The organism is Phocaeicola sp. (genome assembly GCF_057861905.1).
This window is the reverse complement of sequence record NZ_DBMACV010000026.1, coordinates 1-12,242: the sequence shown is the minus strand read 5'-3', so window position 1 is coordinate 12,242 and position 12,242 is coordinate 1. Positions and strand designations below refer to the sequence as shown.

The window sequence follows — 12,242 nt, the reverse complement described above, 5'->3', positions numbered from 1 at the left end:
TACACGTATTTATAAAATCATCAATTCTTTCTTTCCAGTTCTCGCAGACTTTCCATTTTCTTAGCTTCAAGAAACTCATAGATGCCACACAAATGTTCTTTCACACGCTGATTGCCGAATTCGTATACCTTCGAAACCAGCCCGTCCAAGAAATCACGATCGTGCGATACCACAATCAGTGTTCCGTCGAAATCCATCAGTGCCTGCTTCAGAATATCTTTTGTCTTCATGTCAAGATGATTGGTAGGCTCATCCAGAATCAGCAGATTTACGGGTTCGAGCAACAACTTGATCATTGCAAGACGAGTACGTTCTCCTCCCGAAAGCACTTTTACTTTCTCCATCGACTCCTCCGGCCCGCCAAACATAAAGGCTCCAAGCAGGTCGCGTATCTTGTTTCGGATTTCCCCCTTTGCCACATCATCGATTGTCTGAAAGACGGTCAGATTTTCATCCAGCAAAGAAGCCTGATTTTGTGCAAAGTAACCAATCTGCACATTGTGCCCCAGTGTCAATGTTCCCTCATGTTCTATCTCTCCCATGATACATTTTACCAATGTAGACTTACCTTCTCCGTTTTTCCCGACAAAGGCTACTTTATCGCCACGTTCTATCGTGAGATTAGCATTACGGAAAACAACGTGGTCACCATACGTCTTGCCCACTCCTTCCATAATGACCGGATAACTTCCGCTTCGGGGAGAAGGCGGAAATTTAAGCCGGAGTGCAGAAGTATCTTCTTCATCAACCTCAATAAGTTCCAGCTTCTCCAGCATCTTCACACGGCTTTGTACCTGAAGAGTCTTACTGTATGTTCCCTTGAAACGTTCGATAAAATCTTTCGTTTTCTGAATCATCTTCTGCTGCTCCTCGTATTGCTTCATCTGTTGTTCGCGACGTTCTTTACGCAATACAAGATACTGTGAATAGTTTACCTTATAATCGTAGATACGCCCCATTGTCACTTCGATGGTACGTGTAGTAATATTGTCGACAAACTTACGGTCGTGACTGATAACGACTACTGCCTTGGCACTATTAATCAGAAATTCTTCCAGCCAGCCGATAGACTCAATGTCCAGATGATTGGTCGGCTCGTCCAGCAACAACACATCCGGATTCTGCAACAGTAACTTGGCCAGCTCGATACGCATGCGCCATCCTCCGCTGAAATCGCTGGTAGGACGGTTGAAGTCTTCACGCACAAAACCAAGTCCGAGCAAAGCTTTCTCCACGTCTTCTTCAAAATGAGTCATATCGATGGCGTAAAACTTCTCGCTCATCGCTGCAACTTTCTCTATCAGTTCCATGTACGAATCACTCTCGTAGTCGGTACGGGTAGCCAGTTCGTTATTCATGCGTTCTATTTCTTCCTCCATTTCACAAAGGTGAGCAAAAGCCTGCGATGCTTCCTCGAACACCGTACGTCCGTCTTCTGTCATCAGATGCTGAGGCAGATAAGCAACCACACAGTCTTTGGGTGCTGTTACTTTTCCACGTGTTGGCTGGCGTACTCCGGCCAATATTTTCAACAAAGTCGATTTTCCAGCCCCATTCTTTCCCATCAGGGCAATACGGTCTCTTTCATTAATCTGAAAACTAATGTCACTAAATAAGGTGGTTCCGCCAAACTCGACGGTAAGTCCATCTACTGAAATCATAAAATTTTACGTCTTAGTATATAAATTACATCATTTAATTCAAAAAAGCAGAGAAGCCTTCCCGCCAGTTTTATCTTCATCGCCTGCTCCTTACACAACATCTTCTATCCGATATCCGAATAAACAAATGCCTTGCGAACCCCGTTCCCTATCAAGAACCCAGACTCACAATTTCCTGCAAGATACGGACTGCCGAATCCACATCGTTTATGTCCTTTACGGTCATGCTGCGTCGTCCGTTCTGTTCACGCAAGTTGCATACCCGCGGATACTTTGCCATGTAATCGATAATCTTACCGAAAGCTGCACTCTGATAATACGGACTATCCGGATTGCTCACAAAATAAAGAATCATCTTACCCCCCTTCAGCACAGCCTTTTCTACGCCAAGGCGTTTTGCCAGACGACGGAGAGGTACAATACGGATCAGTTCTTCGCCTTCGGGCGGAATCTTGCCAAAGCGGTCTACCAAACGAGCCTTGAAAGCCTCCACATCCCGGTCGAGTTCCAATTTATCCAATTCACGATAAAGCAACATTCGTTCACTGCTGCTCGGAATATATTCGTTGGGGAACAACAATTCCAGATCACTTTCCACGGTACATTCGTCAACGAAATCTTCGCCGCTGATCTTTTCCTCTCCAGCCTTAATCTCATCGGCATAAAGGTCGGCAAACTCATCATTCTTCAGTTCCGTCACAGCTTCCGACAGAATCTTCTGATAAGTTTCATAACCCAGGTCGGCAATAAAGCCACTCTGTTCGGCTCCCAGCATATTACCGGCACCACGAATATCCAGGTCCTGCATGGCAATATGTATACCACTTCCCAGATCGCTGAAATTTTCGATAGCCTGAAGACGGCGCTTGGCTTCGGGAGTCAAAGACGATAAAGGAGGAGCCAGCAAATAACAGAAAGCCTTTTTGTTACTTCGTCCCACACGTCCGCGCATCTGATGCAAATCACTCAGACCGAAATTCTGTGCCTGATTGATAATAATCGTATTGGCATTCGGGATATCAATTCCACTCTCGATAATGGTAGTGGCAAGCAGCACATCGTAATCATAATTCACGAAACCGAAGATTATCTTTTCCAGCTCTTCGGGTTGCATCTGTCCATGACCGATACAAACACGGCAATCCGGAATGTTACGCACGATCATTGCTTTCAGTTCCGCCAAGTTCTGTATACGGTTATTCACAAAGAACACCTGACCGTTACGGCTCATTTCAAAGTTAATCGCTTCGGTAATGATTTCTTCGTTAAACGTATGCACCTCGGTCTGAATCGGATAACGGTTGGGTGGCGGAGTCTGGATAACCGATAAGTCACGAGCTCCCATCAACGAGAACTGAAGTGTACGCGGAATCGGTGTAGCCGTCATGGTAAGGGTATCTACATTCACCTTAATCTGACGCAGTTTCTCCTTCACACTCACTCCGAACTTCTGCTCCTCATCCACAATCAGCAAGCCCAAGTCGTGAAACTTCACACTCTTACCGATAATCTTATGTGTGCCTATCAATATATTGATCGTACCTGCTTCCAGTTCCTTCAGGATGCGGGACGTATCTTTCGCCGTACGGGCACGACTCAGATATTCCACTTTGCAAGGCATTCCTTCCAGACGCTTGCAGAAAGTCTGATAGTGCTGATAAGCCAGTACCGTAGTCGGTACAAGCACAGCAACCTGCTTATTGTCGGCTACAGCCTTGAAGGCAGCACGTATGGCAACCTCCGTCTTTCCAAAGCCGACATCACCACACACCAGACGGTCCATCGGACGATCGCTTTCCATATCTGCCTTTACCTCTTGAGTAGCCTTCAACTGGTCGGGAGTATCTTCATAAATAAAGCTTGCCTCCAGCTCATGCTGCAAAAAGCTGTCGGGACTATACTTGAAGCCTTTTTCCTGCTTACGCTGCGAATAGAGTTTTATCAGGTCGCGGGCGATATCCTTAATCTTGGTCTTAGTACGTTCCTTTATTTTCTCCCATGCTCCCGTACCCAGCTTACTGATACGAGGCTGCTCGCCTTCCTTACCCTTGTATTTGGAAATTTTATGCAGAGAATGAATGGAAACAAACACGACATCATCATTCTGATACACCAGTTTGATGACTTCCTGCGTAGTATTTCCATTCGGAATACGTACCAGTCCGGCAAACTTTCCGATACCGTGGTCGATATGTACTACATAGTCGCCCGGCTCGAACATATTCAGTTCTTTCAGTGAAAGTGCAACCTTTCCACTTCTCGCCTTATCACTGCGCAAATTATATTTATGGAAACGGTCGAATATCTGATGATCGGTAAAAATACAGCAATGCAACGTATGGTCAATGAATCCCTCGTGCAAGGTGCGGTCTACAGCCGTAAAATCAATTTTATCGCCTCGTTCACGGAAAATATCGACCAGACGGTCGGTCTGTTTTACACTGTCAGAACAAATGTATAAAGTATATCCCCGCTGCAGGTAATCCGTAAAGGTACTTGCCACCAAATCAAAGTTCTTATGGAAAATAGGCTGGACGGATGTTTCGAACTTCAGTGTTGCCTGAGGTGTCCCGACCGCCTTATGTCCGAAATCAATTCGCCGGAAATCCAGTGATTCCGTCGTAAATTCCGATCCGTCTATCAGCTTACGTTCCAGATTCATCAAGTCGGTCTGTTCGCCTTCGTAAGCGGTCAGTGCCTGCGGAGAAAGCGCCTCATCGTGTACTGTCTGAATGCGCTCACGAACCCACAACAGATCTTTTACCCATAAAACGGTTTCACGTGGGATAAAGCTCAGGAAACTAATATCACCATCTACAGCCTGTGCCAGTTCCGGAACAATGCTCACGGAATCTTTCTTCTCGCGCGACAGCTGGCTTTCGACCTCAAAAGTTCGTATACTATCTATTTCATCACCGAAAAAGTCTATTCGGTAAGGATATTCAGAAGCGAAAGAATAAACATCGATTATACTTCCACGTGTAGCAAACTGCCCCGGCTCGTATACATAGTCTACATGTTCAAAACCATAATCGGATAGCGTCTTGGTTATTTCCTCAGTATCAATATGCTGTCCGACATTCAGTTTCAAAGTTTTATCACTCAACACTTTTTGAGAAACGACTTTCTCTGCCAGAGCATCGGGATAAGTTACCACTGCAACCGGCTCGTTTTTCTCCAGACGGCTCAGCACTTCGGTTCGAAGTATCTCGTTGGCAGCATCCTTTTGTCCGTACTTGATGGCGCGCCGATAAGAGGAAGGAAAGAACAATATCTGTTCGTCTCCATTCACTTGTACCATATCGTGATAGAAATATCCGGCCTCTTCCTGATCATTTAAAATGAAAAGATATACTCCCGGCACCGACTTGATAAAGCAGGAAGCAAACAAAGAAGCACACGAAGCATGCGTTCCCTCCAAAAACACAGTACGTATATCATTGTTTCGTAAAGTTTTCGCCAGCCCTTCCACTGCAGGATGACGAGTATAACGCGATTGAAGTTCAGTTATTTCCATTGTTTTCGTCAATAGTAAAGTCTTATCTTCTTATCTCACGGACAGAAGATCTCTCAATAAAATAAACATTGCAAAATTATAAAATTATTTCTGTACAGAACAAAATAAACAAGGCTTGAAGAAGGACAAATAAGTTTTAGAACTCCAAAATAAACAATTTTACCCGCAAAAAAACAGAAAGAATGAATAACTTTGCAAAAAGCAAAACCTCCGAATAGTAAAAAACGAGAAGAAAGAATGGCCAAATTCAAAAAAATAGTAGCAGTAGATGAAACATTGCTCAACGAAAGAGCTCTACAGCAACTGCAAAATTTAGGCGACGAAGTCGTGATCTATCACGATTTTCCACAAGATGAGAATATTGTAATAGAACGCATCGCAGATGCAGACTGTCTGTTAGTTTCATTTCGTACACCAATCAGAAGAAATGTACTCGATGCCTGCCGCAACATACGCTACATTGGTATGTGCTGCACACTCTATAATCCAGAAAGTTGTAACGTAGATGTTATAGAAGCACGGAAAAGAGGTATCACCGTATTGGGAGTAAAAGACTATGGTGATGAAGGAGTTGTAGAATATGTGATAAGCGAACTGGTACGCCTGCTGCATGGATTCGGAGGCATACGCTGGCACAAAGATAGTACAGAACTGACTAAATGTAAAACAGGAATCATCGGTATGGGAAAAACAGGACGAATGGTTGCCGATGCTTTAAAGTTTTTTGGAGCAGAGGTCAGCTACTTCAGCCGCAACAGAAAGCCAGAAGCCGATGATGCCGGATATACCTATATGCCGCTTGATGAGCTGTTGGAAAAGAACGAAATCATCTGCACATGTATTCCCCGAAACAATTACCTGCTTGGAAAAAGAGAGTTTTCCATACTGGGTAATCATAAAATCATAGTAAACACTTCGGTAGGACCAACATTCGATGTTGCAGCTATGAAAGACTGGCTTAATGCTTCAGACGGCAATTATTATCTGTGCGATGCCACCGGAATGGGGAACGTGTACGAAGACCTGAAATCGTGTAAAAACCTTCTATATACTCCTTATATCTCAGGAAAATCAATCCAAAGTATAGAAAGACTTTCACAAAAGGCTTTGGCTAATATCGATTACTATTTTCAGGAATCAGCCAACAAATAACCAGTAAATACTGATAAACATACACTTAATATTATTTCTCTAATCAGACCCTTTAACTGTTATGTATAACGATGTCATCGAATACTTAGACAAAAAGCGGGTGAAAGAAGCACTCGTACAACTCTCGGCCTTGGCACATGAAGCCGATGACTGGAAACTCTCATCAGAAATAGAGAATCTCCAAACGACTTATAACTACATGTTGCAATATGCCTCGCAGGGTATGGAAGATCCGGAAAGGAACAAACTGTATCATAAACTGCTGCGTAGAGCATACGAACTTGCCGATAGTGCCGAACTTATACGCAAGTACCACACCGGAAGCGGCTACCAACAGGGAAAGTATCGCGTCATGAAACAGTTTGAATCGAAAAGTTTCCGCGATTATTGCCTCAGCCTTGAAGCATTCAGCGAAGACTTGGGAATGGCACAAATTTCAATAATGGACGACAAGAGCCGCAGCAAATCGATAGACGACATTTACGCACGTCATGAAAAAGATGTAACCGAATTGTTCGACAAAATATGGATATCGACACACTGGACGGACGAAGATCTGGCAGGCGCCAATGCAATATTGGAGTCATTGCTCGTCCCAGCAAACGACGTGGCAGTCATGATTAGTGCCGTAACATTAAGCTTACTGCAACTGTTCGACAGCCGCAAGTTTCAGTTCCTTATAAAAGCCTATCAGACTCATAGCGAGGCAATCGTTACCCAGCGTGCATTAACAGGTATCGCCTTGGCAACCTATTATCAGGAGAAGCGACTTCAACTGTATCCCGAGCTGAAGAAAGCTCTATCGCTCTTAAACGATTCTACTCCCGTAGCTCAGGAGCTGAACAAAATCCAGATTATCTTACTCCTCTCGCGCGAAACAGAAAAAATAGACAAGAAAATGCGCGAAGAAATTATTCCGAACATGAAAATTTCACCGGAGATGATGCATCCGGGACAGAAGATCTTCGACCTGGAGGATATGGAAGATAAGAATCCGGAATGGGAAAAAGAAATCAAACGGGTGGAGGAATATCTGCACGAACTGGGTGCCTTGCAGTCGGAAGGAGCCGATACTTACATGAGTGCCTTCTCGCAGCTCAAGTCGTATCCTTTCTTCCGTCAGGCAGCACACTGGTTTTATCCGTTCGACCGCCAGCAGCCGGATGTAGCTCAAGTATTTAAGCAGAAAAATATAGAGGGTGAGAAATCTATCATAGGTACACTCATGGAGTCGACCATGTTCTGCAATTCGGACAAATATTCATTCTGTCTTACCCTGCAAAGCGTTCCTTCCGACCAGTTGGAAATCTTGGCAACAGAGTTTTCCATGCAGAATGAAATGATCGGTGAAGGGCAAGACTTACTTTCCAACTATATAAAGGCTGAAAAGAAATCCGAGAACGTCAGCCGCCAATATATACACGACTTGTATCGTTTCTTTAAGTTGTGGATGTACCGCAACGAGATGCACGACATCTTTACCGACGAACTTGCCCTTTGGAAATGTGAGGCGCTGAAACCACTGACACATACACCGGAAGCACTGAAGCATATAGCCGACTACTTGTTCTCGAAAGAATATTTTCAAGAGGCATGCGAAATTTACAAAGACCTTTTGCAGTGCGGAGAAAACATGGACGACGATATCTGGAGGAAAACAGGATTCTGCTACCAGAAAATGAAAGAATATTCTAAGGCTTTACAAGCCTACATACAGGCCGACCTGCTGAAACCAGATCATATATGGACATTAAAACAAATGGCACAATGCTATAAACGGCAGCAGCAATATCAGGAAGCGTTGGAATGCTTGTACAAAATTGAAACAATGCAGCCGGAGAACTTAAATCTGCTTCTGCAAATCGGACAATGTCTGGCCAACCTCCGTATGTACGATAAGGCACTGACCTATTTCTTTAAAGTAGAATACCTGGATAAAGCTCCGGCTAATGCACAAAGAGCAATAGGATGGTGCTACTTTATGACTGGGAAATGTGATGAAGCTGTTCGCTTCTTCGACAAGTTACTGCACTCCGACGAGTCGCAATCGTCCGACTGGCTAAATGCCGGACACGTTTATCTGGCACAAAACAATATCCGACAGGCTCTCGAATGTTATCGCCATGTGGAAAGCAACTGCCAGACACACGATGAATTTATGAAGCTCTATCTCGCAGATAAGAATGCACTGCTGGAGCAAGGCATCCCAGAAGAGAATATCTATCTGGTTCCAGACATGCTATAAAAAAAAGACACTCCTTCGATTTTCTCTGCATCACAAGGCAAAAGCATTTGAAGGAGTGTCTTTTTATATTCAGTTTCTGTCACATCTGCGCGAAGGTCAGATTGTCATTTTCAGGATCTTTCCGCCCCAGCCCGGCAGTTCAACGGCTACCGGCTTCTCGCTTGTAAAGGAAATGGTTCCTTTTTCTCCCGTCAGCAAGTCCGCTGTCTGTACGGTTTCGCTTTCCGGCATCTGCAAATACTCAAACGCATGACGCGGAACATTGACCGAAACCGGCATCGGCATCTCATCGAAATTGACAAGTATCAGCAATACCTCGTTGGCATGCTTGCGGAGGAACGCAAACTGACGATGTTCATTCATCAGCCAGTTTCCCTGATTGGCATACATCAAGTCGAAGAATTCACCTTGCGAGATGGCCTTTTCCTCATTACACAAGTTCAGAACATGGTAATAAAACCGGCGAAGCTCTTTCTCCTTGTCATTCAGCAGGTGAAGATTGTAGCGTCCGTGGTTATTCCATCTTCGGATGCTGTCAACACTCCAGTAATCGAAGATAGTAGTACGTCCGTCGCGTCCGCTGAATCCTTCGCTGTCCATACCTTCCTCGCCCAGTTCCTGTCCGAAGTAAATCATCATCGGATTGGTATTCATGCAAGCCGAAACCAGCAATGCCGGCAGTGCCTTACGGGCGTCGCCTGCAAAGAAATCGGAAGCGATACGCTGTTCGTCGTGGTTCTCCAGGAAATTCAGCATGTGCGACTGGATATCGTTCACGCTCTGCCAGCATCCCGTAATAGAAGTGGCCGAACCATATCCGCATACTACGGCACGAAGGGTATCGTACAGCCCCACCTTATCATACAGGTAATCGAAATGTCCGTTGAAGATATAATTACGATATTCGTTCGGATTATAGACTTCGGCAATGAAAATCAGCTCCGGATGCAGCTTTTTCACCTGAGGAATGACCCAGCCCCAGAACTCGCACGGTACCATTTCCGCCATGTCGCAACGGAAACCGTCTATACCTTTGGAAGCCCAGAAGAGCAGGATATCCTTCATCTTGTTCCAGGTATCGGGAATCGGTGAGAAATGATTTCCCGTATTTCCCATATAGTCTACCCCGTAATTCAGCTTCACCGTTTCATACCAGTCGGTTTTGTTCGGATAAGCATCGAAGCGGTTATTTCCGGTAGCCTTGGCAGGCATTTCTTCGTAGGTGCCCGCCTCTTCATTATAAAAGTCTATTTCACCTTCCAGACGCGTACCCGGTATGTAGTAAAAGTTATTGTTTACATCAAAAGCCTTTGTATTGTCATCATCTTCGCCCAGATCCTTTACGCCCGCAGGCTTGGCAATAGAGTGATACTGACGGGCAACGTGATTGGGCACGAAATCAATAATCACCTTCAACCCGTTGCTGTGCGTACGTTTGACCAGTGCTTCGAATTCTTTCATGCGATGGTTCACATTGACAGCCAAATCGGGATCGATATCATAATAATCGCGGATAGCATAAGGCGAACCGGCCTTTCCTTTTACCACTGAAGGGTGATTTCGGGGAATATTATATGCAGAATAGTCTGTTTGGGAAGCATGAGCAATCACACCTGTATACCAGATATGTGTAGCACCCAGTTTCTTTATTTCATGTAATGCTTTGTTTGTAAAATCATCCATTTTACCGCATCCGTTCTCCTGCAAGCTTCCATTGTATACATTATTCACTTCGTTGTTGCCGAACAAACGGGTAAAAACCTGATAAATAATCATTTTTTCATTTTGTTCCATAGTCATTATTGTATTTTTTGACATTCTTCTTTTTTACCTGAACGAAAAATACCGCTCTTTTTCATCCTCTTCCAGTTGCTCCAGCACCTGCGAAGCTGCGAAATATCCCGTATTGAAAATTTCTTCAGCCTTTTCCAGTTCGTAGTTCGAGTATTCTCCCAGACCATCGGGGGCAATAATCAAATCTGCTTTTTCAAGCTCGGTAAACGTATTTGCCTGAAACATGAAGTGGTACGCCCTGAGAGCTATGGCTGCCAGATTCTTGCTATATGCATCGGCAACGAGCTTGTAAACGTTCAGTGCCAGCACTTTGTCGCATAAATCACGTATCGGGGTAACGGGAATATTCATAAATACTCCTCCGTCGACATAATAAACTCCTCCAATCTTGACCGGAGCGAACAGCACGGGTATGCAACATGAAGCTGCCACACGACGGGCTATCTCTCCACGCGTGAAGTGAACGGAACAACCATGATCGAAATCGGTAGCCGTCACAACGACAGGTATTTCCAGATTCTCCAGATTGCGTGTCCGCAGATTGCTCCTCATGAAATCGATAAAATAATCCATCTGGAACAGACTTTCTCTGCCCGGACGGACCTTTGCCAGCTCTGTAAACGAACGGTCGGAAAACATCTCCATGATTTCGAAGGGCTGCCTGCCATCGGCTATGAAGACACTGACGATAGCTCCCGCACTGGTACCCGACAGGATATCGGGACGGATATTATGCTCGAACAGTGCCTGCAACATGCCCAGATGGGCAATTCCCCGGATAAATCCTCCGCTCAAAGCGAATCCGATATGATATTTTCCTTCTGTCATAGGTTCAGGTTTATTTTTTTATTTGATAATCCGGTAGTAATCGGGCTTACGTGGTTTGGGCTGTGCCGGTTCTCCTTCCGGATATCCCAAAGCCAATGCTCCGATACCAACCAGCCCCTCGGGAAGTCCCCATGCTTTCATCAGTTCCTTTCCTTCGGGAGTGGAGAACATTTCGCGCTCACGGTGAATCCAGCAACTGCCCAGTCCCAGCGCATGGGCTGCAAGCATCATATTTTCAAGTACGCAACTGCCGTCTTGTATGGGATTATTGGCATCGCCCGGAACAAGCACCAGCACATAAGTGGGAGCATCGTAATACGGATTGGAGGTCACGCCCATAACGCGGGCATTCATTTCGGCCAATTGCTTGCGCTGAGCTTCATTCTGTACAGCTACGATGTAAGGTGACTGCATGCCTCGTGAAGTAGGTGCATACGTACCGGCTTCGAGTACAGCCTTCAGCTCTTCATCGGTAATTTGTTCTGCTTTATATTTGCGGCAACTGCGCCGTGTCTTGATAATCTGTAAAAAGTCTGTTTTCATAACTCAGTAATTTGTATTGTAAAGATAAATTAAGTTGAACTCAAAAATAACGATTTTATTCCGATTGACGGATAAATAATTACTTTTTTAACGTGAATTTCCTGTCATAATCTGTTTACGTTTCGCAGGATATTACAAGCTTTGACACTAATATGCGGATGTATGGAAAAGAAATCCGGCGGCTCTCCGGAAAAACGTCGAGACGTTTTCTGAAAATTTGTACAAAAGATTTTATTTTTTGTACAAAAAATTATCCAGACATGCAGAGGTTTCCCCCAAAGACGCAGACGACTCATTCTCTACATGCCGGAGAAAATGCATACAGAAGCCGAAAAGGATAGTTACATGTACAGCGTCATGGCAAATCATGCCGAGTCCGGCAGATACCTGCACCCTGATACGAAAAAAGAAGGTGTGTCAAAAAGCACACCTTCTTTTTTAGCACAAAGCCCCGACTTTCACAAGCTGGGGCTTTGTTATTACCTAAAGATTTTGTATCTTT

Annotated in this window: 8 protein-coding genes; 3 read left to right on the top strand and 5 right to left on the bottom strand. The window is 44.7% G+C overall.

Going from position 1 to position 12,242, the window contains the following annotated elements:
* Nucleotides 1–20: 20 nt before the first annotated feature.
* A complete protein-coding gene (locus ACZM60_RS06900) occupies nt 21–1,661 on the bottom strand; it encodes an ABC-F family ATP-binding cassette domain-containing protein (RefSeq protein ID WP_489521125.1) in 1,641 nt (546 codons plus the stop codon).
* Nucleotides 1,662–1,812: 151 nt separating this feature from the next.
* Nucleotides 1,813–5,178 carry a transcription-repair coupling factor gene (gene mfd / locus ACZM60_RS06895; protein ID WP_021970224.1) on the bottom strand — a complete coding sequence of 1,122 codons (3,366 nt, stop codon included), beginning with the start codon at nt 5,176–5,178 and terminating at the stop codon, nt 1,813–1,815.
* 237 nt (nt 5,179–5,415) lie between these two features.
* On the opposite strand from mfd, the gene ACZM60_RS06890 reads away from it, so the two are divergent.
* Together ACZM60_RS06890 and ACZM60_RS06885 are read left to right on the top strand one after the other, a co-directional pair.
* Complete coding sequence (locus tag ACZM60_RS06890) at nt 5,416–6,330, top strand: NAD(P)-dependent oxidoreductase (RefSeq protein WP_021970225.1); 915 nt, start codon at nt 5,416–5,418, stop codon at nt 6,328–6,330.
* 61 nt (nt 6,331–6,391) lie between these two features.
* Nucleotides 6,392–8,575, top strand: a complete 2,184-nt coding sequence (locus ACZM60_RS06885; protein ID WP_489521124.1) for a tetratricopeptide repeat protein — start codon at nt 6,392–6,394, stop codon at nt 8,573–8,575.
* 96 nt (nt 8,576–8,671) lie between these two features.
* Here the strand turns inward: ACZM60_RS06885 and ACZM60_RS06880 are convergent, their stop codons facing one another.
* Genes ACZM60_RS06880 through ACZM60_RS06870 form a run of 3 tightly spaced genes read right to left on the bottom strand, consistent with a single transcriptional unit; the run spans nt 8,672 to nt 11,740 of the window.
* Nucleotides 8,672–10,369, bottom strand: coding sequence for an alpha-amylase family protein (locus tag ACZM60_RS06880; RefSeq protein WP_489521123.1), 1,698 nt, complete (start codon nt 10,367–10,369; stop codon nt 8,672–8,674).
* Nucleotides 10,370–10,402: 33 nt separating this feature from the next.
* Complete coding sequence (locus tag ACZM60_RS06875; RefSeq protein ID WP_489521122.1) at nt 10,403–11,197, bottom strand: patatin-like phospholipase family protein; 795 nt, start codon at nt 11,195–11,197, stop codon at nt 10,403–10,405.
* Nucleotides 11,198–11,215: 18 nt separating this feature from the next.
* The gene (locus ACZM60_RS06870; protein ID WP_021970229.1) at nt 11,216–11,740 is read right to left on the bottom strand and encodes a nitroreductase family protein; all 525 of its coding nucleotides are present in this window, start codon (nt 11,738–11,740) and stop codon (nt 11,216–11,218) included.
* Between the two features lie 315 nt (nt 11,741–12,055).
* Between ACZM60_RS06870 and ACZM60_RS06865 the strand changes: the two genes are divergently transcribed.
* Nucleotides 12,056–12,242 (top strand): hypothetical protein (locus ACZM60_RS06865; protein ID WP_489521140.1); only part of this gene is annotated, 187 nt, incomplete at its 3' end.

What these genes read in the sequence shown, in the direction of transcription:
- ACZM60_RS06900 (WP_489521125.1), bottom strand. Translation starts at nt 1,661, where the DNA reads ATGATTTCAGTAGATGGACTTACCGTCGAGTTTGGCGGAACCACCTTA.
- mfd (WP_021970224.1), bottom strand. Translation starts at nt 5,178, where the DNA reads ATGGAAATAACTGAACTTCAATCGCGTTATACTCGTCATCCTGCAGTG.
- ACZM60_RS06890 (WP_021970225.1), top strand. Translation starts at nt 5,416, where the DNA reads ATGGCCAAATTCAAAAAAATAGTAGCAGTAGATGAAACATTGCTCAAC.
- ACZM60_RS06885 (WP_489521124.1), top strand. Translation starts at nt 6,392, where the DNA reads ATGTATAACGATGTCATCGAATACTTAGACAAAAAGCGGGTGAAAGAA.
- ACZM60_RS06880 (WP_489521123.1), bottom strand. Translation starts at nt 10,369, where the DNA reads ATGGAACAAAATGAAAAAATGATTATTTATCAGGTTTTTACCCGTTTG.
- ACZM60_RS06875 (WP_489521122.1), bottom strand. Translation starts at nt 11,197, where the DNA reads ATGACAGAAGGAAAATATCATATCGGATTCGCTTTGAGCGGAGGATTT.
- ACZM60_RS06870 (WP_021970229.1), bottom strand. Translation starts at nt 11,740, where the DNA reads ATGAAAACAGACTTTTTACAGATTATCAAGACACGGCGCAGTTGCCGC.